Origin of the sequence: Bacillus sp. S71, from assembly GCF_016625265.1 — a bacterium.
In the GTDB taxonomy this organism is placed as follows: Bacteria; Bacillota; Bacilli; order Bacillales; family Bacillaceae_G; genus Bacillus_A; species Bacillus_A cereus.
Window position 1 is genome coordinate 184,786 of record NZ_JACVUW010000006.1, and the last position, 21,173, is coordinate 205,958.

The following is a 21,173-nucleotide window of genomic DNA, read 5'->3' on the forward strand; positions in this document are numbered from 1 at the left end:
AATATTTTGACGGAGGGGAACATTTTGAATAAAGTTTTTTTTCATACTTGTATACTAATTTTCATAGCGATAATCGCTTCTAGTATTGGCGCATTCCTCATTTCATCGCAATTTTTGTTGAATTTTGTCAACATCTTGTTTTATATTGCACTGTTTTTTATTCTTATCGGCGGTTTTTTATACATATTTCAAAATGGTTTTTTCAATGTAACCATTTACGCATTCCAAAGAGTATTTGGTACGAATAAAAAGATTGACTCTTTAATTGAAGAAGTCGAGGAACCTACAGATAAGAAAGAACGTATTTATAAAACATATTCATTCAAATGGACATATCCAATTTGTATTACAGGTATCGTTCTTGGGTTGTTCTCGACCCTTATTAGCTTTACTATTTTGATGTAGTTTGCAAACACTATCCCATATGATATAATAATCAGCAAAACATTTTGTTATAAAACTTTAGTTCTTTCATATTAAAAGAGCTCAAGTAACAATAAATAAATTTATATGTATGCGATGATAAAGAAGAGTACATATTGAGGCAATTTCAGAGAGCTTGTGGTCGGTGTGAACAAGTAATTGTACAGTATGGAATGGGCTTTTGAGCACCAAACCGAACCGAAAGTAGTAGGCTTTGGCGTTATATCCAAACGTTATTATGGATTAGAGAGATTTCACAGTAGTGAAATAATTAGGGTGGTACCGCGGTCCATTCGTCCCTATAGTTTTTGGGATGAATGGGCTTTTTTGTTTGCCTTCTCTTCCCCCATCACGCATTCAATTTTAGGAGGAATTACTTATGTCAGTTATCTTTTCTGGTATTCAGCCAAGTGGAACGATTACACTTGGAAACTATTTAGGAGCAATGAAGCAGTTTACAGAGCTTCAAAATGAACACGACTGTTATTTCTGTATTGTAAACCAACATGCGATTACAGTACCTCAAGATCCCGTCGGGCTTCGTAAAAACATCCGCAGTCTTGCTGCACTTTATGTGGCATGTGGCATTGACCCTGAAAAAGCTACTTTATTTGTACAATCAGAAGTACCAGCACACGCTCAACTAGGTTGGATCATGCAATCTGTTGCTTACGTTGGAGAATTAGAGCGTATGACGCAATATAAAGATAAAGCTTCTGGTAGAGATTCAGTTCCAGCTGGATTACTTACGTATCCACCATTAATGGCTGCTGATATTTTACTTTACAATACTGAAATCGTGCCGGTTGGTGATGATCAAAAGCAACATATCGAATTAACACGTGACCTAGCAGAGCGTTTCAACAAACGTTACCGTGAAATCTTTACAATGCCTGAAATTCGTATTCCAAAAGTAGGAGCTCGCGTTATGTCATTAACAGAACCTACGAAAAAAATGAGCAAATCTGATCCGAATCCAAAATCAATGATTAGTATGCTTGATGAGCCAAAAACAATTGAAAAGAAAATTAAGAGTGCTGTTACTGACTCTGAAGGTATTGTGAAATTTGATAAAGAAAACAAACCTGGTATCTCTAACTTATTAACAATCTACTCTTCATTCTCTGGAAAAACAGTTGAAGAAATTGAAGCAATGTACGAAGGAAAAGGATACGGCGACTTCAAAGGCGACCTAGCGCAAGTAGTCGTAGAAGCAATTCGTCCAATCCAAGACAAATATAACGAACTAATCAACTCACCAGAACTAGACGAAATTCTAGACAAAGGTGCAGAAAAAGCAAACCGCGTTGCATTCAAACAACTACGCAAAGTAGAAAACGCAATGGGACTAAGCAGAAAACGTAGGTAACATATAAAGCGGAGGCGGCTAGTTTAGAATGCGAAGCCACCGAACATTCTTGCCGCTGGAACTAGATTACTACAAAATTAAAAAACCGCCAATTGGCGGTTTTTTAATTTACCTTTTGCTCATTTTCCATTTCCCATAACTTTTCAAAAAATGGCTGTCCTTTTACGAGACGCTCGCATAATTGTTCATGTTTCTCAGACCAGCCAGCTTTCGCTTCATCATACAGTCTAGCCCAAATATCCTCGAACTCCATATGTTGAACCGTTCCATATGCTGATGGATCCCACTCTGTGTACCAATAGCGAATCTCTGCTGTATTTTTCGTTGTATGTAATTGATCTAACGCCATAAATAATAATTGTTTTAGCTGTCTTTCTTTACGAGTCAAGCCATTCATAATGAAAGGCGATGGTGATAAAATGTGATGTTCTTTTTCTGTTTCTTCTACTTGGAACTCATACTTTTCTGCTTGTACGTTTTCTACCATCTCATATACCATCTGCTCTTGGCGTGGTATAAGTCTACTTTTGCGAATTGGTACATTGTAACCAATTGTGTCAATCGCAATAATTCCTTTTCCATCTGTAACAACAAAGCAATACTCTTGCTGCAAACGTTCATGATTTTTACGAATATAAGCCTTATGATGTACGTCTTCCAGCATTTTTTGCGGAAGCTCTAACAATTCGTTCTCGATGTAATGATATAATGTGGCATCTACTTTTAATAATGGCACTTGATCTAATAGCTCAATCGTATCATCTTTCCGCCATTCGTAAAAATGACAAACGTTATACCCATTCTCTTCACCTTCAAACCAATTTACCCATACATCATGTAGATATAACATTCACTACCCCTCACTTCACTACTGTTTGTACCAATCATTATGTTCATTTTTGCTTAACTTTATTCCACTTGAGGAAATATATTCTAATTATTATTTTTTCTTCTATTAATACTAAAAAAAACAGGAAATAGAGCCCCTGTTTTTTTATATATGAAATGTATTTGCTTTATTCAATATTTCTTTTGCATCTATAGATAATAAAGAAAGTGTATCTTCTCCTTCCAAAGTTACACAATCTTTGACAATATGAAATCCAAGCGCATAGCCAAGCATCTTCGGATAAGAGTGAAAGCCATTTAATAAGATGTCATGTTCCCTTGTTCCTCGTTTTATACTTATTCTTTCATGTACAACATTTTTCCAATAATAAATAGCCTCTTCTTTTGAAAGATACGCCGTCCACGGTGCATTATTTTTTTCTGTATACCTTTCTGTTACTGCTTGCTCAGCTAGCCCTTCCATAATCATTGTATCAAGTAATGTATATTCTGTTTCTTTCGTCTCAATTTGATGTAACCTGCATATGTGATGGTATTCATGCGCCAATAACACTTTTAATTCTTCTACCGAATTCCGTCCACATACGAATAAGAAAATAACATGACGCATAGATAATCCAGCCCTACCGTTATACTCTTCTTGCACAGTTCGATTATAGGAATCTGATAATAAAATAAAGACAGGGACATCCGGACCTTTCAACCAATTTTTCAATTTATCATACTCCAGGCTCAACTCTTTCCAAATTTCCTTTTCCTCTAATTCTTTAATTTCCTTTTCCCCGCGCATGATCGGGCGATACATCCCTTTTGAAATTAAAAAGCGATACAACCTTTCTTTTGGCAACGGAATATACTTCGTAAATTTCTCACAAAGTTTCTCTGGCCGTCCATAATATAAATGTAGCCATTCAGCTGTTTCAACAATCCCCATCTTTATCCCTCCTTTTTCTTATGTATATGCTACAGGAGAAAAAGACGTAAAAATAAATAAGGAGTTTTTTCGCAATATAATGCGGAAAAACTCCTTATTTTATCTATTATTTATACGATTTAAATACTAACACTGCGTTATGACCACCGAATCCTAATGAGTTACTTAATACTGCATTAACTTCTTGATGTCTCGCTTGATTCGGTACGTAATCTAAGTCACATTCTGGATCTGGTGTCTCATAGTTAATTGTTGGAGGAATTACTCCGTCTGTAATTGATTTAATAGAGAAAATCGCTTCAACAGCACCAGCTGCTCCTAATAAGTGACCTGTCATTGATTTCGTTGAGCTAATTGCTACTTTATACGCGTGCTCACCGAACGTTTCTTTAATTGCCATCGTTTCATATTTTTCATTCGCATCCGTACTTGTACCATGCGCATTAATGTAATCAATATCTTCTGGCTGTAGGCCTGCATCAGCTAAAGCTTGACGCATTGCACGCACTCCGCCTTCACCACCAGGAGCAGGCATTGTAATATGGAATGCATCACCAGTTGCACCGTAACCAGCGATTTCCGCGTAAATGTGAGCACCACGAGCTAATGCGTGTTCTAATTCTTCAAGAATTAGAATACCTGAGCCTTCACCCATTACGAAACCGCTACGGTTTTTATCAAATGGACGGCAAGCCGTTGCTGGGTCTTCATTAAATGTTAATGCTTTCGCTGAGCTAAATCCTGCGAATGCCATACTTGTTAGCGGTGCTTCTGCTCCACCTGTAATCATTGCATCAGCATCACCACGCTGAATTGCTTTAAATGCATCGCCAATTGAGTTTGCACCAGATGCACAAGCCGTTACAGAACAAGTGTTAATTCCTTTTGCTCCTGTTGCAATTGATACTTGGCCTGCTGCCATATCTGGAATCATCATCGGCACGAAGAATGGGCTCACGCGGCGTGGGCCTTTCTCAGTAAAAATCTTAAATTGTTCTTCGTATGTTTCCATACCGCCAATACCAGATCCAATCCATACACCAATTCGAGGTCCGTTTTCTTCTGTAATTTCAAGCTTTGCATCTGCAACTGCCATTTTCGCTGCTGCTACTGCATATTGTGTAAAGCGATCCATACGGCGCGCTTCTTTTTTATCAATATATTTCTCGACTTCAAAGTCGTTAATTTCCGCTGCTACTTTTGCTGGAAATAGTTCTGGATCAATTCTTGTAAGTCGCCCGATTCCAGATACACCCTTTTTAATGTTTTCCCATGCTGTTTCAACATCTGTTCCGACCGGTGTAACAGCTCCTAGTCCTGTAATTACGACCCTCTTTTTTTCCATACAAAATACACTCCTTTTTTTCTCTCAGTCCTTATTTACCCCAACGAAGAGCAACTGCTCCCCATGTTAATCCACCGCCAAAACCAACAAGTATAATTAAATCACCGTCTTGAATACGTCCGTTTTGCAATTCCTCTACCATTGCAATCGGAATTGAAGAAGCTGATGTATTACCGAACTTCTCAATTGTCATACTCATTTTTTCTTGTGGTAAATTTAACCTCTCTCTTGCAGATTCCATAATACGAATATTCGCTTGATGCGGTACTAAGAAATCTACATCCTCTTTTGTAAGACCAGCCTTATCCAGCACGCGAAGACAAGATTCACCAAGTTGACGAACGGCAAATTTAAAGACTTCTCTGCCATTCATCATAACATACTCGTCTTGATATAGATGCTTACCGCCGCTTCCGTCTGCTCCTAATTCGAAAGATAGAACGCCTCTTCCTTCTGAAACTGCTCCCATTACGATAGCACCGGCTCCGTCTCCAAATAATACCGCTGTATTTCGATCATTCCAGTCTACAATTTTAGATAGCTTATCACTACCAACTACTAATACGTTTTTATAAGTCCCCGTTTGAATAAATTGCTGCGCTGTAATCATTCCGTACATAAAACCAGCGCATGCTGCACCTACATCCATTGCAGCTGCATGTTTCGCTCCAATCGCTTCTTGAATGACACAAGCTACTGCTGGAAACGCACGATCTGGTGTTACTGTCGCCACTAAAATAAGATCGATATCTTCTCCGCTAACCCCTGCATCTTCAAGTGCTTTTTTTGCAGCCTCTACGGCCATATATGAAGTATCTATTGTATCATCGGCAATGCGTCTTTCTGCAATTCCCGTTCTCGTACGAATCCATTCATCGGATGTATCCATTACTTTCTCTAAATCGTGATTTGTGACTACTTTTTCTGGCACATATCTTCCGATCCCTAAAATGCCCACGTTCACATCGCAGCCCTCCGTTTTATATCAATTATTATGACTTGGTACTAATTTTAAAACATAAATGTATTTTTGTCTAGAATATATTTCGCATAAAACAGAAAGCTAACGCATTATCCACTTTATTTTTTATTAAAAGAAACAGAATCATACCTTTTCGTGTTTCATTCCAAATAAAAAGGCCCGAACCGCTTCTACTCACGATTCGAGCCTCCCCTCCATCAAAAAAGAAGGATTTTATTCTTTATCTGCTTTTCTTCTAAACTAGAGAGTTCTCTTCACTACTTTTCCTTTATCCTATTCATATCTCTGGTTTTCCCCCAGGCGAGAATAAAAAAGGCCCTGACCGCTTCTATCCACGGTTCGGGCCTCTCTTCCATCTTAAAAAGATGCTTTTTATTCTTTATCTGCTTTCCCAAGCTCATAAGCTTCGTTCATAACTTTCATTAACAACTCTAACACCGGCTGTGCCTTCTCCATATCAAGTGCAATTCCGTTATCATCTAAAATTGCCTTCGCTTCCGGTAAATGCTTCATTGCGATTTGTAAAAACTGCATGCTTTTTTCGTTCATATTATACTCTTCCTCTCCATTAAAACTTTCACATACAATAGTGTAACACGCGTGCTACTCTTCGTATAACTCTTTATATTTTTTCATGTGTGCCAGTTGCTTATTTAAACCGTATTCTAACGGAGTATTTCTTTTTATCGAAATGACTTCAATAGCCTCATCTCTTATTTCATTATTATTTTTATTTACTTTATCATCCGCGCGTAAAAGATTCATACCTTTTTCCCATAATGACTGTTTACCACTAAGTAAATTGTATATACCAAGATGCGCCCCGTTCGTTCCATTTTCCCATAAGTATTCACATACATCTTCAATATAAAGTAAATCACTTCCTTTTTCCTCACTCGTACAACGGCACTCTTTCTCTTCTAATTCTGATAAAATGAGCTGATGATACATCATAAAGGATGGTTGCCACGGTCCATATAATGTAGGAACTCGAAATACACTATATTTTAAATTCCCTTTTTTCAACCCTTCTTCTACTTTCAAAAATAGTCGCTTATTTTCGGATTCACCTGTACTACTTACTTCAATAGAAGAAATTAAATTTAACTTCACTTTTTGTTCTTCACACATTCTTATAATTCGCTTTAAATATTGTAATATGACTCTTTCATTCCGAAATCCACATTGCTGATTTGGCTCATATAAGCAAAAGTAGACAGTATCGAATCTCTCTTCCTCTACCGATCTCCATCCATCTTCATCTCTTATCGAATAATACGTAAATAACGCATTTCGCCCAATTAACAATAACTTCTCTTCATTAATTTTGGTCATACTATCGAATTCATCAAAATCAAGACCATACACTTCTACTTCTTCTGCGATCATTTTATTCACAAGGTGATAACCTACAAACGTAAGTGCACCTATTATCAGCACGCGTTCCATACCACCAACCCTTTCCCTTTGAAACAAATAGCTCCTCATTTATGTATATGGGAGCTTCACAATTCTTCTTCATATTTTTTAAAGAAATCGGTCGTTTGCCTAACCATTTTATATTTCACATCTTGCAGATGGAATAAGACAGAAGTATCACATTGATTTAATTGCCTCATTTTCTCATATCTCCGCAACTGCTGTTTTCTTCCTCTTTTTTCTTGTGTTGATACGAAAATTTTAACAGGTACACAAGATGGAAGAAGCGTAAATGATTTCTTATTTATTTTTAAATCTAATTCTTCTTCTTTGGAATCATACGCCAAACTTAATTCCTTCACGAGTCTCTTGTAAAAAAACTTATGCTCTTTCTCAAAACCCACATATTCTGGTAAATCTAAACACGGATTTAACATAACAACAGAACGAATACATTCAGGATATTTGTTCATCATTTCAAGTGCCACAAGCGCTCCCATACCATCTGCCATAATGTGCATCTTCGCATTTAACGTCTCTTTTCTCAAAACAACATCATATAAACGTTTTGCCAGACGAACAGATTGATCGTTCCCCCAATGTCTTCCGTATAAATTAGAGGAAAAGACCGTGTAGCCTTGCTCAATAAGACCATGTAAGAAATAAGATTTACCCGCATGTTGTGTCCATAAACTTGTACCATTCTCAATAAAGTAGTTATAATCACCGAGGAGCATAACAGAAAATCCATTTGGCTTCTCCGGTAAATAAATGACACATGGTTCTTTTTCTAAGTAAAAAAAACGTTCCGTAATACTCATTTTTCCCCCGCCTTATTTTCTAAACATATAAAACCACTCTTTTATAATGTATGAACGGAATGCAAATTTGCGTTGAAAAATCTACAAATATTTTTCTATATTCTTTTTTCAATTGTGTTACAATAAGGACAGATTGAACGAATAGAGGTGTAAAATATGCGTTTCATTTGGGCATTAATTTGGTCGTTCTTACTTGTACATATGATGAGCTACGTAATTGGCTCTATGACTGGCGGTACATACGACTTTAACCAAGCGTCTATTTTCTCAGTTGTTCTTGCTGTATTAGTACTCGCAATTTCAGCTGCAATTCCAAACGAGCCAGTAGAACAACACTAAAAAAAGAGTCCGGATTTTATCCGAACTCTTTTTTATTTTCATTTCACATGAACGACTAATTCGTTATTTTCTACATCAACAACTACGTGACTATTGTCTGTAATTGTTCCTGCAATTAATTCTCTTGCTAATTTCGTTTCCACTTGACGTTGTACGTATCGTTTTAATGGACGAGCTCCGTACATTGGGTCGAAACCAGCTTCTACAACAAATTCTTTTGCTGCATCTGTTAATTCTACTGTAATGTGACGGTCAGCTAGACGGCCTTGTAGTTCTTTTACAATTTTATCAACAATGCCTTTAATTTCATTCGTTGTAAGAGGTTTGAATAAAATAATTTCATCAACACGGTTTAAAAATTCAGGGCGGAAATGTCCTCTTAATTGCCCCATTACAAGGTCTCTTGATTCCTCTTTAATCGAACCATCTTCTTCTAATCCCTCTAGTAAATGAGCAGATCCAATATTTGAAGTCATAATAATAACTGTGTTTTTAAAGTCTACTGTTCTTCCTTGTGAATCTGTAATGCGTCCATCATCTAACATTTGTAATAAAATGTTGAACACTTCTGGATGTGCTTTTTCGATTTCGTCTAACAAAATAACTGAATATGGTTTACGTCTTACCGCTTCTGTTAATTGACCGCCCTCTTCATATCCTACATATCCAGGAGGCGCACCAATTAAGCGTGACACAGCGTGTTTCTCCATATACTCAGACATGTCAATACGAATCATTTGCTCTTCACTATCGAATAAAGACTGCGCTAACGTTTTTGCAAGTTCTGTTTTACCAACACCCGTAGGGCCTAAGAAAATGAAGGAACCAATTGGACGATTCGGGTCTTTAATACCAGCGCGTGCACGAAGAACCGCGTCTGATACTAGGCTTACTGCTTCCTCTTGTCCGATGACACGCTCTGATAAGATTTGCTCTAAGCGTAGTAATTTCTCACGTTCGCCTTCAACAAGTTTAGCAACAGGAATACCAGTCCAGCGTGAAACAATATCTGCAATTTCTTCTTCACTTACTTCCTCACGTAATAAACGATTTTCTTCTTTATTATGCGCGCCCATTTCTTCCGCTTCTTTTAATTCTTTTTCGATTGCAGGAATTTTCCCGTGACGAAGTTCGGCTGCTTTATTTAAATCGTAATTACCTTCTGCTTCTTCTAATTCACGGCGCAGACGTTCTAAATGTTCACGTAAGTCACGAACTTTGTGAATGTCTTCTTTTTCTTTCTCCCATTTCGCTCTCATACCACTTGCAACTTCTTTTAAATCCGATAATTCACGTTGCAATGTTTTTAGACGCTCTTGGCTACCACGATCCGTTTCTTTTCCAAGAGCCGCTTCTTCAATTTCCAGCTGCATAATACGACGCGTTACTTCATCTAATTCTGTCGGCATAGAATCGATTTCTGTACGAATTGTTGCGCACGCTTCATCAACAAGGTCAATCGCTTTATCCGGTAAGAAGCGATCTGAAATATATCGATCTGATAAAACTGACGCTGCTACAATCGCACGGTCATGAATATTTACACCGTGATAAATTTCAAAGCGTTCTTTTAATCCACGTAATATGGAAATCGTATCTTCAACAGTTGGTTCTTCTGCTAATACTTGTTGGAAACGTCTTTCTAGTGCTGGATCTTTTTCAATATATTTACGATATTCATCTAATGTTGTCGCCCCGATACAATGCAGTTCACCACGAGCAAGCATCGGTTTTAACATATTTCCTGCATCCATCGCACCTTCTGTTTTACCAGCTCCAACGATTGTATGAAGTTCATCAATGAATAATAAAATGCGTCCTTCACTCTTTTTAATTTCATTTAATACAGCTTGCAGACGCTCTTCGAACTCACCACGGAATTTCGCACCTGCTACGAGCGCACTCATATCTAACGCAAAAATCGTTCTATCTTTCAATCCTTCAGGTACATCCTTTTTCACAATACGCTGTGCTAATCCTTCAACGATTGCTGTTTTACCAACACCTGGCTCACCAATTAAAACAGGATTGTTTTTCGTTTTACGTGAAAGAATGCGGATAACGCGTCGAATTTCACTATCTCGGCCGATAACAGGATCAATTTTCCCGGCTCTGACTTCTGCCACTAAATCACGGCCATATTTTTCTAACGCTTCATAAGTTGCTTCTGGATTTTGACTAGTCACTCTTTGATTCCCCCGAACTGTCATTAAAGACTGTAATAAGTTATCTTTCGTAATATGCAATCTTGCAAATAATTGATTTATATCGCCTTTTTCTTCGGAAAAAGCAAGCAATACATGTTCGACTGAAATGTAATCATCCTGCAATTTTTCTGCTTCTTTCCCTGCTCTTACAAGCAATTGTTGCAGAGCGCTCGTTACATACAATTTTCCAACCTCTGCACCGCTCCCTGTTACAGAAGGTTTCTTTTTAATTAAGCTTTCAGCGCTTTGCTTTAATGCTTCTATATCAACATTCATTTTTTGAAATATACGTACTGCTAATCCATCTTGCTCTTCTAATAATGCAAGTAATAGATGAACAGTATCCACCTCTTGGTGATGATGAGATACCGCTAAAGATTGGGCACTCATAATCGCCTCTTGTGTTTTTGTTGTCATTTGATTTAAGTCCATCTTTACAGCCCTCCAAAAGTTTGACTTTCTTTGACCTTTGATTTGATTATACGCCAACTGACTTTTTTATACAATAATTTTGCCTATGTATTTTCAAACTTATTATTGGAAAAAGAAAAAGGAAGCATTCATTATATTGTTTTAAAAATACGGTAAGTGAAATTATAATGTGTAACGACAAAAAAGCCGCAATAACGATTGCGGCTTCTGTTACGGTTTTCTTTTATATGTCCACTGACGGTTATGATTCGTATTATCTGGAAACTTTTCACCGGCAGTTAATTGTACCATTTGCGGATTTTTCACCATACTTCCCGTTTCACCAATTTCTACATAAATACCATCATTCGGCGCTTTTTGTCCAGAACGAAACCTGCGATTTTGTCCCATTTTCATTCTCCTTCCATGACGTCTTTGCCTCATTAGTATATCCATTTTAAAAGAAAGGTTTTCTGTCATGTTTAGGAAACAGTACTACATCTCGTCCTTGTACATATATATGAATGATACAAGCGTAAGCAGGGATTTCTTTCCTACTTGTAGAAAAAAAAGAAACCAACCTACTCTAGGCTAGTTTCAAAGGAGAGTCAAACATATACGAGAAGATTACATGTTCATTATAAGTCTCATCACACGAGCAATGTAACCCTTTTCACAATTTGTACATAATGAAAGAAACATTGTTTGAACTTTCTAAAAAGATGTTGACTTTTCTTAATTTCCAACGATAAATAGTAGACACCACAGCACTTTGAGACGTAAGATGGATATATAGTGAAATTTCCATCTATGGTGATTTCACCGAGTCTAACCTCTTATTTCTGCATATTAAAAACGGAAATACAGATAGATACAAAAAAATTATTATAAGAGGTGAAATTATGAACAAACAACATTTAATCGCATTAGACTTAGACGGCACTTTATTAACAGACAACAAAATAATTTCCACTCGAACGAAACATACAATTGCAAAAGCAAAGGAACAGGGACATATTGTTGTTATTTCAACAGGACGTCCATTCCGTGCTAGTTATGATTACTATAAAGAACTTGCTCTTAACACACCTATCGTAAACTTTAACGGTGCTTACGTACATCATCCTCTTGATTCAAGCTGGGGAACACATCACTCTCCTCTTGAGCTAGCAACAGCGCAAGAAATTGTACGAGCTTGCTTTGATTTCGGCGTAAAAAATATATACGCGGAAGTAATGGACGATGTGTATGTTCGTGAAATTGATGAAGATAAAAAACATATTTTCGAATTCGGCTCTCCTAAGATTTTTACGGGAGACTTATTAAATATTTTAAACGATCATCCAACTTGCTTATTAATTGATGCACATGACGAGCATTCCACTGCAATTCGTCAACATTTAACGGATATGCACGCGGAAGTAATCGATCATAGAAAATGGGGCGCACCTTGGCCGATTATTGAGATTGTGAAAAGCGGATTAAATAAAGCGGTTGGATTACAAAAAATTTCTAGTCATTACAACATTCCACAAGAGCGAATTATCGCTTTCGGTGACGAAGATAATGATTTTGAAATGATTGAATTTGCTGGTCACGGCATCGCAATGGGGAATGCCATCCCTGAATTAAAATCACTCGCAAACCATACGACGCTAACGAACGAAGAAGATGGTATCGCTTTATATTTAGAAGAGGTTCTTGGGTTGTAATCTAAAAATTCCCTACTTATAGTTTCCTGCCAAATGTCCATACTATAAGTAGACGCAAGAGACATCGCGTCGATTGTTTTCAGCTAAATAAAGGGGGTTTTTCGAATGGGTAAAAAGAACAAATCAAAGCGTTTTATCCAACAAGGAGCCGATGCTGTTATGAAGCATGATGCAAGATTCCCGTACAGAGGTACATTAGCTGAGGCAGAAAAGGCAAGAAGTAACTCTTCTTTTGGAGGGGTTTAAATGGGGAACTTACTATTCCAACAAGCTAGAGATGCTGTTGAAAATGCCGTATCTTGTTCAAGCGGTACTGAGCAACAAGATCTCGTATATAGAGCAAAAAATGCTTTGCAATCCGCTTACGCAAACTCTTCAACTGCTGAAAAAGTTCAGCTCCGTGAAATGCAAGAGCAATTGCAAAACATTACGAATGTACATTAAAAAAGAGGACCAACTTCGGTCCTCTTTAATCTTTCCGAAACAATCCGAACACCCCAACTGTTTGCAGTATATTTGTAAATGCACCTGGGTCCACTTGTTTAATAATCCTCTCCAATTCGTATAACTCGTAACGGGTAATAACCATCATTAACATTTCTTTATTTTCATTCGTATAAGCACCTGTTGCTGGTATCGTTGTAATTCCTCTTACTAATCGCGAGTGAATCGCCTTTCTTACGTCCGCCCCATTCTTCGTAACAATTAATGCTGTAATCTTTACATGACGAGTATGAATTGCATCAATAATTCTCGTCGATACATATAAAGTCACTAACGTATATAACGCTTTTTCCCATCCATATACATAGCCAGCAGCGATAATGATAATTGCATTAAAAAAGAAAAAGTATGTACCGACAGGCTTATCTTTTATTTTTGATAAAATCATAGCGATAATATCTAATCCACCTGTAGAAGCACCCCACTTTAAAGCAATCCCTACTCCAATTGCCGAAATAATCCCGCCAAAAATCGCATTTAATATGATATCATTCGAAACCGCTCTAACAGGGATGATTTCTAGAAACAAAGTCATAAATATAACACAAAGAAAACTAAAAAAGGTGAAGGCCTTTCCAACCTTTTTCCACGCTAAAATAACGACAGGAATATTAAATAAGCTAAACAATACTCCCGTAGATATGTGAATCGATAAAAAATCACCTAATATTTGTGATAATAATTGAGACAATCCAGCAAAGCCGCTCGCATACACTTTCGCTGGCGTTAAAAATAAATTCATCCCAATCGCGTTTAATAAACCTGCGATGATTACAACGATTAACTTCTTTATAAGTTCAGTATAATTCAACTTCAAATCCATTTCGAATCCACCTTTACCCTTCATAAATGCACCGCTATACATAGTCTTTACGAAAAAGGAAATGATAAACGTACAACGTTTAGAAATGGAGTTGATACATATGCCACATACGAGTGATAACGACAAAAAAGCACGCGATAATAATGCAAAACGCACACAAAAAAATGAGCAAGAGCAAAAAAATATTCAGCAAGGTAAACGTGCATACTCTAAAAAGACCGATCACCTTTGATCCCATCGTACATCAACAATTATGTTGATGTACTTTTTTACATTTTAAAGGAAAAAACATTAAAAATTCACTTCATGTTCACTTCTATATTCTACAATAGCGATAACATATTCGGATGAGGTGTTGGCATGAGAGGGAAACATATTTTCATTATTACTGCACTAATAAGTATATTGATGCTATCTGCTTGCGGACAAAAAAACGGCTCAGCTACAGTCGCCACAGCAACAGACTCGACTGTTACGAAGGACGACTTCGAAAAACAATTGAAAGATCGTTACGGAAAAGACATGCTATACGAAATGATGGCACAAGACGTCATCACAAAAAAATATAAAGTACCTGATGAAGAGGTAAATAAAGAAGTAGAAAAAGTAAAAAAACAATATGGAGATCAATTCAAAAAAGTATTAGAAAACAATCGTTTAAAAGATGAAGAGGATTTCAAAAATCAAATTAAGTTCAAACTTGCTATGAATGAAGCGATTAAGAAAAGCATTACAGAAAAAGACGTAAAAGATCACTATAAGCCAGAAATTAAAGCGAGTCACATTTTAGTAAGTGACGAAAATGAAGCGAAAGAAATAAAGAGTAAATTAGATGCTGGTGCTTCATTTGAAGAATTAGCAAAACAAGAATCACAAGATCTACTATCAAAAGATAAAGGTGGAGACCTTGGATACTTCAATTCAGGTACAATGGCTCCTGAATTCGAAACCGCTGCCTACAAACTAAATGTTGGACAAATTAGCAATCCCGTAAAATCATCAAACGGTTATCACGTTATTAAATTAACTGATAAAAAAGATCTAAAACCTTACGATGAGGTAAAAAACTCTATTCGCAAAAACTTAGAGGAAGAACGTACTGCTGATCCTGCATTCAGCCAAAAATTATTACAAGAGGAATTAAAAAAGGCGAATATTAAAATAAATGATAGTGATTTAAAAGATACGTTTACTCTTGTTTCACCGCAAGGAAATTAAAAAAGCACAACCTTATCTTTTTAAATAAGGTTGTGTTTTTTAATCTTTCATCAATATTCCCAACTTTTTCTTCAAGCTTTTGTAATGCCAATTGATGTGATCTAATTCTATCTCCACTTCAATTAGCGCATCTATTAAGTCTTCTTTAGACTGTTGTGAGTTCATAATATTTTCAAGCAATTTTTCAAAACTTTTACTACTCTCATATATATCATTTAAATCCACCGCTAATATTTCACGTTCTTTTTCAGTGGATAATACGGAAAGTCGTTTTATTAATTTTTCTAGTACATTATCTTGCATTATCATAACTCCCTTTTCCTCATGGATTGCTTCTATTACCGTCATATAAGAATAAGTAATTTTAAATAAAAAAGTGTATCCCAAAATTAAACTAACTGTTTAAATTTTGAGATACACTGAATCAACTTTACTTTATTTTTCTTTTTCAAATATACTAGCTAATATTCCACTAATCATCAAAAAGATCACTATTAATACATTCATTGTATTACTAAAGAACGATCTATATGGAGTAAAGGTTGCTATGAATATATATATTAGACTCACTACTAACACCGTTACCACTTTATATTGTTTCTTTTTTAACATAATCGCTAATACAACTAAAATTAAAACAACATTATATATACCAATAAATATCTGTGTCATCTCCATATTACTAATCTACTTCCTCCTTTTCTTAGAATTAGTTTTTTTCGGTCTATACTCCGTATATCCTTTATAATATCCATCTACATAAACTACCAAGTCCGGGATAAGCCCTATTCCTCCAACAGCTTTACTACCAACAAAAAACGCTCCTTTAGCCGCTGATTTCACTGTATTTTTTATGATTTGCTGTTTTGCAACACGCTGTCCAGGAGATAAGTTTGCAATTTTCTTTTTTGAGTTATTTTTAGATGTTTTCCATCCAAAAGCCCAGCCGACACCAAAAGTAAATGCCTTATTCAATCCATTTCCCATTCCAACAAATCCTGCATAACTATCTCTTACCGCAATCAACCCAGACTTAACTCCCTTAACATGTGCATATGCTGTCCGATTATTATGATACGGCATCGGTTTTATTCTTACAATTAACAATTTAAAGAATTTTCCGAGGGGGTTCAACATAAAAATGACAATATTGTGACATTTTTTCTAAAAATGTATATTTTCCGACAATTTACCATTTTATATTCCTTTTTCCTTATAAATACAGTAAAATATTTGTAGATTAAACGTTTTATTACACTTTATTTACTTTTTATCTACTTTATAATAAAAAAGAACTATCTCTTCTCTTAAAAATTCAGAGAAAGAATAGTTCTTTTTTCATTTCCTTTATTTCTTAAAGTAAGTCCAACCTTCTTCTTGGTAAACCTTTTCTTCTTTCATCAATTTACCAAGTGCGCGCTTAAATGCAGCTTTACTCATGTTAAAGCGTTCTTTAATATCTTCCGGATGGCTCTTATCCCAAAACGGCATTGCTCCGCCTCGTTCTTCCATATATGCATAAATTACTGCCGCATCGTCTTCCATTCCTTCTTCTTTACGAGGAAGAAGTGAAATGTTAATTGTACCATCATCTTTCACGTCAATAATACGGCCCGTTACACGCTCACCGATGCGAACTTGTTCTTTTCTTTCTGTATGGTGTAAGAAAGCACGGAAATGCTCATCAGTTAGTATGAATGAACCAACTTGAAGCGAACGATATACACGTCCATTTACGTTTTTATTACGCATAGATGGCGTTGCATCTACGATAATTTCTTGCATATCACTGTCTCTTGCCGGAAGAGCAATTAAACGATCACGATTCGTTAATTTTAACGTACAATATAATTCGTCGCCTACTTCTGGCCATACTGGCATATAAATCGGGAACTCATCAGCTGGAATTAGTATATCTTTTGACACACCAATATCAACAAACACACCTAAACTAGGAATGACTTCTACAACCTTTACCCAGTTCCAATCATAAGTTGTAATAATCGGTTCCTTCATTGTTGCTGAAATACGATTTTGGTGATCAAGGTATAAGAATACATCAATCGTATCGCCTTCTTCAATTTCTCCAGCTACTTCGTTTTTATGTAGGAAAATTTCTTCTTCTTCATTCCCAACCATATATCCGATTTCCGTTTCGCGTAAAACAGTTACCTGTTCAATCGATCCTATTTGCAAATACATATTTTTTAATTCCCTTCTATATATATAAAATTATCTTTTTTATCATTCCAAACAAAAGTTAATTATAACATGATTTTTCCTGTATTTGTCCAACTGCCCAAAATTCACTATAATAAAATGAGGTTCCATGAATATAAGTACGAAAACACTTAAGTCTAGACTCGTTTTCAGCTATACTTTAGTATGTACAGTACATAACAAGATTAGAAATTTATTTGGAGGTGCTAACTATGGCAAAAGATAGTTCTTTTGACATCGTTTCGAAAGTAGAATTACCTGAAGTAACAAACGCAATTAATATCGCATTAAAAGAAATCCAAAACCGATATGACTTTAAAGGAAGTAAAAGTGATATTAAATTAGAAAAAGAAGTACTAGTTTTAACTTCTGACGACGAGTTCAAATTAGACCAAGTAAAAGACGTTTTAATTTCTAAACTTGTAAAACGTAACGTTCCAATTAAGAACTTAGATTACGGAAAAGTTGAAGCTGCAACTGGCAACACAGTTCGCCAACGCGCAACACTTCAACAAGGTATCGATAAAGATAACGCTAAAAAAATTAACAACATCATTAAAGAAATGAAATTAAAAGTAAAAACACAAGTACAAGACGATCAAGTACGTGTTACAGCGAAAAGCCGTGATGACTTACAAGCCGTAATCGCAGCTGTTCGTAGCGCTGATTTACCAATCGACGTACAGTTCATTAACTACCGCTAAAAAAACTCCTCTTAATTAGAGGAGTTTTCTTTTTGTCTTGTAGAGACAATATTACAAGAACAAACCATAGAAAAAAGGGTATGTGCGGTAAAAATCACTAAGTAAATTGAAAATAAGGAAAAGACACCTTAAGACGTTTTCCCTTCGATTTGAATTACTTTTCTTAGTAATTACATCCTAGGCCAAAGTCATCTTAAAAATTGCTATAACTCATAATTCCTCTCCTCGCCAAAACGTAACAATTTATGAGTATAAGAATATTTTCCAACCTTTAATGTAATGTAAAATTAATAAGTATTTTAAAAAATGTTAATTAAAAAAGAGTTAGAAGTGGTTATTTGAAGAAATTAATATTATGGTTTTTATTGGCCACATTCTCCCTAAATACTGTAGGATGTTCTAATAATACGAATACACTAACGGATAAGTCTAACTGTATCAACAAAGCTTGGTACAAAAAAAATATGTCATGTAATCATTTAAAAAAACATTAAATAGTTAATGATAAAGGTCATAAAAAAAAGACACCTCAAAGTGCCTTCCTCCGACTTGAACCATCTCAATCTTAACAATATTTGGATGTAATTAAAAAGAAGCATAAATTGTTAATAAAGATGCAGACTTCAAAATAAAAAGTACACTAAGTAAACTCTTATTCAAAAATTTATATTAAACACTAATATTTTAGAAGCAAGTTTATAAGTGTAAAACCTACAGGGATTTCCCCTGTAGGTTTTATTATATTTCAAGTGATTTCCAAATGTATTATGAGTGGCTTTTTTCAGTTTGGTTTTCAAAATATTTTTCTTTAACCATTTTTATCAGATTTTCTTTTTCTGTTAGTTCAAATATAAATAATGCTTTTTTCATGTTATTTGCAATATCTTCTTCATTCTGTTGTTTAAATCTTAATAAATTCCATCCTTTTAAATAGTAAAGTTCACCTAATAAGTATAGAGTATTTAGATTAATAGCTAATTTGATGCCCTTATCAATGTATTTTACCGCTTCTTCATATTGATAGGTCATACCTAAACATTTCGCTAAATTAAAAATGATTTTTAATTTAATCGCTTTATCTCTCGGAAAATCTAACTTATTAAAATTAGTTACACATCTTCCTAATATAGTAATACTTTTATCATATTCTTTATTTTCCGCATAAAATATAGACATTGTCTGCATAATATCTATTTCTCTTTCTGATAAAAAATCAACATTGGTTAAAGTTAGTTTTAATGCATTATTTAAAAGCTTTAAAGCAATTTTTATGGATCTGTGCACCTCAAATACAGCAATTGCTTCATGCCATAGTAGAAATTGTTTACCTTCTTTGTCCTGGAAATTTTTCTTATATTTTCTCTTTTTTCACTATTCCATACAGTTCTTTACATTGTTTTTTTAAGCAATCTTTTATTACACATTATTGTTTGTTTCAAAGGTCTTTCTCTATCCGTATTGACACAAAAACGGTTTAGGAAGAAACTTTCTCCCTAAACCTGGCCCCACCGAACAAACTTACAAATCCAATAAGAAGACATGAACATAGAGTGCGTAACTTCTCATCTCATCTACGCTTCCTTTTAACTGCAATTAAAAACGCAATAAATAATACATTCACACCAACGATTAAGGAGATAAATAACCAATTCACACCTGTTTCTCTGTTAACTTTATACACATTTGATTCTTCACGCTTTAAAACGAGATAAAATTTTCCGTTTTCCTCTCTTATAATTTCATCCTGCAACAATCCTCTTAACTCTTGTTTTTCACCAATTGCACTTGCAGGTAAGGAGACTTTTTGTGTTTCTTTCGTATTATTAATTGCTACTAAAGTTACTTCATCTTTATATTTTCGTGTTAGTATGCTCATCCCGCTCTTATCATACAGAAGCTCAAACGTACCACGTCGTAAAGACGGTCTCGCCTGCCTAAGTTCACCTAGTTTTGTTATGTGCTGCATAAATTTTTCGTCTGACTTAAAATCCATTAATCGTCTATTATCGGGTACACTTCCTCCATCTAATGCAATTTCAGTTCCGTAATAAAAATTCGGAATTCCAGGTGATGTTAACAAATATGTAAGCGCCAGTTTTAAACGTGATGGCGGATAATACATATTTTCTTTTGCAATACGCGCATATCTTTTTGTTTCTTGATCATCTAAAAACGTAACAAATTCCCCTTCTTTTTTACTCACATCGTATAACGATTTCACCGATACATCCGCTTTGGAAAACGATTCTACTATTTTTTCGTTGTATTCACTATCCTCCTTTGTCATAATACGAAAATCTTTCTTTATCACTTGCATATCTTTTTGCGCGTTATCCCAAAAGGAACGCGGCTTTTTTTCACTATGTATAACATAGCTTCCGTCTAAATCAACTTCTTTTATCCACCATTTCATTGCATCAATTACCTGTCGTTCGTTTTCTCCAAGTGGAAATTGAAATACAACTTTCATTCCTTTTGCCTGAGCTTCTTTTACAAGTTCTTTTACATCATTTTCTGTCCCGAAATGTTCATTTACCTTTTTAAAATTTCGCACGTCTAATCCATCGTACTTTCCACTTTCAAAAAGTGGCGAAAGCATAACGGTAGTAAAACCCATTTCTTTTATGTAATCCAACCTTTTTATAATTCCTCTTATATCCCCGCCTTGATACCCTTCTAAATTACCGACTTCTAATTGTTTGTCATTTTTCGGTTCTCCATTATTGAAGCGATCAATCATAATGGAGTATATAACTTCATCTTTCCACTCTCTTTTTTCGTCTGCAAAAGTATGTATTGGTACAAACAAAACAAAAGCTAAGCAAAAACAAATGAATAGTTTCCTAGTCCGTATTTTTCCCACACGCATCCCCCAAGTTTTTTAATTGTAAGA

24 protein-coding genes, 1 pseudogene and 1 other annotated feature are annotated in these 21,173 nt (G+C 35.4%); of the genes and pseudogenes, 9 read left to right on the forward strand and 16 right to left on the reverse strand.

The window, feature by feature from the left end; genetic code table 11:
* The first annotated feature begins 24 nt into the window (after nt 1–24).
* Together IBT51_RS16070 and trpS are read left to right on the forward strand one after the other, a co-directional pair.
* Nucleotides 25–405 carry a DUF3899 domain-containing protein gene (locus IBT51_RS16070; RefSeq protein ID WP_001044985.1) on the forward strand — a complete coding sequence of 127 codons (381 nt, stop codon included), beginning with the start codon at nt 25–27 and terminating at the stop codon, nt 403–405.
* Nucleotides 406–510: 105 nt separating this feature from the next.
* Nucleotides 511–727: a binding site (T-box leader), on the forward strand.
* 75 nt (nt 728–802) lie between these two features.
* The gene (trpS, locus tag IBT51_RS16075) at nt 803–1,792 is read left to right on the forward strand and encodes a tryptophan--tRNA ligase (protein ID WP_000110982.1); all 990 of its coding nucleotides are present in this window, start codon (nt 803–805) and stop codon (nt 1,790–1,792) included.
* A gap of 103 nt (nt 1,793–1,895) precedes the next feature.
* Here the strand turns inward: trpS and IBT51_RS16080 are convergent, their stop codons facing one another.
* From IBT51_RS16080 to IBT51_RS16110, 7 genes are all read right to left on the reverse strand, one after another.
* Nucleotides 1,896–2,642: a YjbA family protein gene (locus IBT51_RS16080; protein WP_000966129.1), complete on the reverse strand. Its 747-nt coding sequence runs from the start codon at nt 2,640–2,642 to the stop codon at nt 1,896–1,898.
* Nucleotides 2,643–2,786: 144 nt separating this feature from the next.
* Nucleotides 2,787–3,575: a DUF2268 domain-containing putative Zn-dependent protease gene (locus tag IBT51_RS16085; protein WP_071731607.1), complete on the reverse strand. Its 789-nt coding sequence runs from the start codon at nt 3,573–3,575 to the stop codon at nt 2,787–2,789.
* Between the two features lie 106 nt (nt 3,576–3,681).
* Nucleotides 3,682–4,920 (reverse strand): beta-ketoacyl-ACP synthase II, encoded by a 1,239-nt coding sequence (fabF, locus tag IBT51_RS16090; RefSeq protein ID WP_000412656.1) that lies wholly within the window; start codon nt 4,918–4,920, stop codon nt 3,682–3,684.
* 31 nt (nt 4,921–4,951) lie between these two features.
* Nucleotides 4,952–5,884 (reverse strand): beta-ketoacyl-ACP synthase III, encoded by a 933-nt coding sequence (gene fabH, locus IBT51_RS16095; RefSeq protein WP_053565025.1) that lies wholly within the window; start codon nt 5,882–5,884, stop codon nt 4,952–4,954.
* Nucleotides 5,885–6,274: 390 nt separating this feature from the next.
* Complete coding sequence (locus IBT51_RS16100; RefSeq protein WP_001986215.1) at nt 6,275–6,451, reverse strand: ComZ family protein; 177 nt, start codon at nt 6,449–6,451, stop codon at nt 6,275–6,277.
* Nucleotides 6,452–6,505: 54 nt separating this feature from the next.
* A complete protein-coding gene (locus IBT51_RS16105) occupies nt 6,506–7,378 on the reverse strand; it encodes an NAD-dependent epimerase/dehydratase family protein (protein WP_053565026.1) in 873 nt (290 codons plus the stop codon).
* A gap of 29 nt (nt 7,379–7,407) precedes the next feature.
* Nucleotides 7,408–8,142 (reverse strand): lipase family protein, encoded by a 735-nt coding sequence (locus IBT51_RS16110; protein WP_000028690.1) that lies wholly within the window; start codon nt 8,140–8,142, stop codon nt 7,408–7,410.
* A gap of 156 nt (nt 8,143–8,298) precedes the next feature.
* On the opposite strand from IBT51_RS16110, the gene IBT51_RS16115 reads away from it, so the two are divergent.
* Entirely contained in the window at nt 8,299–8,481 is a 183-nt protein-coding gene (locus IBT51_RS16115) for a YjzD family protein (RefSeq protein ID WP_001211116.1), read from the forward strand.
* Nucleotides 8,482–8,519: 38 nt separating this feature from the next.
* On the opposite strand, the gene clpB is transcribed toward IBT51_RS16115, so the two are convergent.
* Nucleotides 8,520–11,120: an ATP-dependent chaperone ClpB gene (gene clpB, locus IBT51_RS16120; RefSeq protein ID WP_064532900.1), complete on the reverse strand. Its 2,601-nt coding sequence runs from the start codon at nt 11,118–11,120 to the stop codon at nt 8,520–8,522.
* 210 nt (nt 11,121–11,330) lie between these two features.
* Nucleotides 11,331–11,510, reverse strand: a complete 180-nt coding sequence (locus tag IBT51_RS16125; RefSeq protein ID WP_000531422.1) for a YjzC family protein — start codon at nt 11,508–11,510, stop codon at nt 11,331–11,333.
* Between the two features lie 491 nt (nt 11,511–12,001).
* On the opposite strand from IBT51_RS16125, the gene IBT51_RS16130 reads away from it, so the two are divergent.
* The 3 genes from IBT51_RS16130 (at nt 12,002) to IBT51_RS16140 (ending at nt 13,255) form a co-directional block, all read left to right on the forward strand.
* Nucleotides 12,002–12,811 (forward strand): Cof-type HAD-IIB family hydrolase, encoded by an 810-nt coding sequence (locus IBT51_RS16130; protein WP_001041231.1) that lies wholly within the window; start codon nt 12,002–12,004, stop codon nt 12,809–12,811.
* A 105-nt stretch (nt 12,812–12,916) separates the two neighbouring features.
* Nucleotides 12,917–13,057, forward strand: coding sequence for a hypothetical protein (locus IBT51_RS16135; protein ID WP_000516816.1), 141 nt, complete (start codon nt 12,917–12,919; stop codon nt 13,055–13,057).
* A complete protein-coding gene (locus IBT51_RS16140) occupies nt 13,058–13,255 on the forward strand; it encodes a DUF3813 domain-containing protein (protein ID WP_000527408.1) in 198 nt (65 codons plus the stop codon).
* A 25-nt stretch (nt 13,256–13,280) separates the two neighbouring features.
* Here IBT51_RS16140 and IBT51_RS16145 read toward each other — a convergent pair whose 3' ends face one another.
* On the reverse strand, nt 13,281–14,138 hold the full coding sequence (locus IBT51_RS16145) for a YitT family protein (RefSeq protein WP_000364431.1): 858 nt from the start codon (nt 14,136–14,138) through the stop codon (nt 13,281–13,283).
* A 100-nt stretch (nt 14,139–14,238) separates the two neighbouring features.
* On the opposite strand from IBT51_RS16145, the gene IBT51_RS16150 reads away from it, so the two are divergent.
* Nucleotides 14,239–14,370, forward strand: coding sequence for a DUF3941 domain-containing protein (locus IBT51_RS16150; RefSeq protein ID WP_001120851.1), 132 nt, complete (start codon nt 14,239–14,241; stop codon nt 14,368–14,370).
* Nucleotides 14,371–14,498: 128 nt separating this feature from the next.
* Complete coding sequence (gene prsA, locus IBT51_RS16155) at nt 14,499–15,356, forward strand: peptidylprolyl isomerase PrsA (RefSeq protein WP_063546784.1); 858 nt, start codon at nt 14,499–14,501, stop codon at nt 15,354–15,356.
* Nucleotides 15,357–15,395: 39 nt separating this feature from the next.
* Here prsA and IBT51_RS16160 read toward each other — a convergent pair whose 3' ends face one another.
* The 4 genes from IBT51_RS16160 to IBT51_RS16175 form a co-directional block, all read right to left on the reverse strand.
* Nucleotides 15,396–15,659 (reverse strand): hypothetical protein, encoded by a 264-nt coding sequence (locus tag IBT51_RS16160; RefSeq protein ID WP_140155596.1) that lies wholly within the window; start codon nt 15,657–15,659, stop codon nt 15,396–15,398.
* A gap of 132 nt (nt 15,660–15,791) precedes the next feature.
* Nucleotides 15,792–16,028, reverse strand: a complete 237-nt coding sequence (locus tag IBT51_RS16165) for a hypothetical protein (RefSeq protein ID WP_234472620.1) — start codon at nt 16,026–16,028, stop codon at nt 15,792–15,794.
* A gap of 15 nt (nt 16,029–16,043) precedes the next feature.
* Complete coding sequence (locus tag IBT51_RS27055) at nt 16,044–16,439, reverse strand: hypothetical protein (RefSeq protein ID WP_234472621.1); 396 nt, start codon at nt 16,437–16,439, stop codon at nt 16,044–16,046.
* 264 nt (nt 16,440–16,703) lie between these two features.
* On the reverse strand, nt 16,704–17,558 hold the full coding sequence (locus IBT51_RS16175; protein ID WP_000281259.1) for a CvfB family protein: 855 nt from the start codon (nt 17,556–17,558) through the stop codon (nt 16,704–16,706).
* 230 nt (nt 17,559–17,788) lie between these two features.
* Here IBT51_RS16175 and IBT51_RS16180 point away from each other — a divergent pair, with 230 nt between their 5' ends.
* The gene (locus tag IBT51_RS16180) at nt 17,789–18,280 is read left to right on the forward strand and encodes a YajQ family cyclic di-GMP-binding protein (RefSeq protein ID WP_001040146.1); all 492 of its coding nucleotides are present in this window, start codon (nt 17,789–17,791) and stop codon (nt 18,278–18,280) included.
* Nucleotides 18,281–19,045: 765 nt separating this feature from the next.
* On the opposite strand, the pseudogene IBT51_RS16185 reads toward IBT51_RS16180, so the two are convergent.
* Together IBT51_RS16185 and IBT51_RS16190 are read right to left on the reverse strand one after the other, a co-directional pair.
* Nucleotides 19,046–19,703: pseudogene (locus IBT51_RS16185) on the reverse strand (transcriptional regulator); the annotation flags it as partial.
* Between the two features lie 144 nt (nt 19,704–19,847).
* Entirely contained in the window at nt 19,848–21,149 is a 1,302-nt protein-coding gene (locus tag IBT51_RS16190) for an alpha-amylase family glycosyl hydrolase (protein ID WP_053565031.1), read from the reverse strand.
* Between the last annotated feature and the right edge of the window lie 24 nt (nt 21,150–21,173).

Excerpts from the sequence above, each read along its gene's own strand:
- trpS (WP_000110982.1), top strand. The coding sequence starts at position 803 with ATGTCAGTTATCTTTTCTGGTATTCAGCCAAGTGGAACGATTACACTT.
- IBT51_RS16080 (WP_000966129.1), bottom strand. The coding sequence starts at position 2,642 with ATGTTATATCTACATGATGTATGGGTAAATTGGTTTGAAGGTGAAGAG.
- IBT51_RS16085 (WP_071731607.1), bottom strand. The coding sequence starts at position 3,575 with ATGGGGATTGTTGAAACAGCTGAATGGCTACATTTATATTATGGACGG.
- fabF (WP_000412656.1), bottom strand. The coding sequence starts at position 4,920 with ATGGAAAAAAAGAGGGTCGTAATTACAGGACTAGGAGCTGTTACACCG.
- IBT51_RS16100 (WP_001986215.1), bottom strand. The coding sequence starts at position 6,451 with ATGAACGAAAAAAGCATGCAGTTTTTACAAATCGCAATGAAGCATTTA.
- IBT51_RS16110 (WP_000028690.1), bottom strand. The coding sequence starts at position 8,142 with ATGAGTATTACGGAACGTTTTTTTTACTTAGAAAAAGAACCATGTGTC.
- IBT51_RS16115 (WP_001211116.1), top strand. The coding sequence starts at position 8,299 with ATGCGTTTCATTTGGGCATTAATTTGGTCGTTCTTACTTGTACATATG.
- clpB (WP_064532900.1), bottom strand. The coding sequence starts at position 11,120 with ATGGACTTAAATCAAATGACAACAAAAACACAAGAGGCGATTATGAGT.
- IBT51_RS16125 (WP_000531422.1), bottom strand. The coding sequence starts at position 11,510 with ATGGGACAAAATCGCAGGTTTCGTTCTGGACAAAAAGCGCCGAATGAT.
- IBT51_RS16130 (WP_001041231.1), top strand. The coding sequence starts at position 12,002 with ATGAACAAACAACATTTAATCGCATTAGACTTAGACGGCACTTTATTA.
- IBT51_RS16135 (WP_000516816.1), top strand. The coding sequence starts at position 12,917 with ATGGGTAAAAAGAACAAATCAAAGCGTTTTATCCAACAAGGAGCCGAT.
- IBT51_RS16140 (WP_000527408.1), top strand. The coding sequence starts at position 13,058 with ATGGGGAACTTACTATTCCAACAAGCTAGAGATGCTGTTGAAAATGCC.
- IBT51_RS16145 (WP_000364431.1), bottom strand. The coding sequence starts at position 14,138 with ATGGATTTGAAGTTGAATTATACTGAACTTATAAAGAAGTTAATCGTT.
- IBT51_RS16150 (WP_001120851.1), top strand. The coding sequence starts at position 14,239 with ATGCCACATACGAGTGATAACGACAAAAAAGCACGCGATAATAATGCA.
- prsA (WP_063546784.1), top strand. The coding sequence starts at position 14,499 with ATGAGAGGGAAACATATTTTCATTATTACTGCACTAATAAGTATATTG.
- IBT51_RS16160 (WP_140155596.1), bottom strand. The coding sequence starts at position 15,659 with ATGCAAGATAATGTACTAGAAAAATTAATAAAACGACTTTCCGTATTA.
- IBT51_RS16165 (WP_234472620.1), bottom strand. The coding sequence starts at position 16,028 with ATGACACAGATATTTATTGGTATATATAATGTTGTTTTAATTTTAGTT.
- IBT51_RS27055 (WP_234472621.1), bottom strand. The coding sequence starts at position 16,439 with ATGCCGTATCATAATAATCGGACAGCATATGCACATGTTAAGGGAGTT.
- IBT51_RS16175 (WP_000281259.1), bottom strand. The coding sequence starts at position 17,558 with ATGTATTTGCAAATAGGATCGATTGAACAGGTAACTGTTTTACGCGAA.
- IBT51_RS16180 (WP_001040146.1), top strand. The coding sequence starts at position 17,789 with ATGGCAAAAGATAGTTCTTTTGACATCGTTTCGAAAGTAGAATTACCT.
- IBT51_RS16190 (WP_053565031.1), bottom strand. The coding sequence starts at position 21,149 with ATGCGTGTGGGAAAAATACGGACTAGGAAACTATTCATTTGTTTTTGC.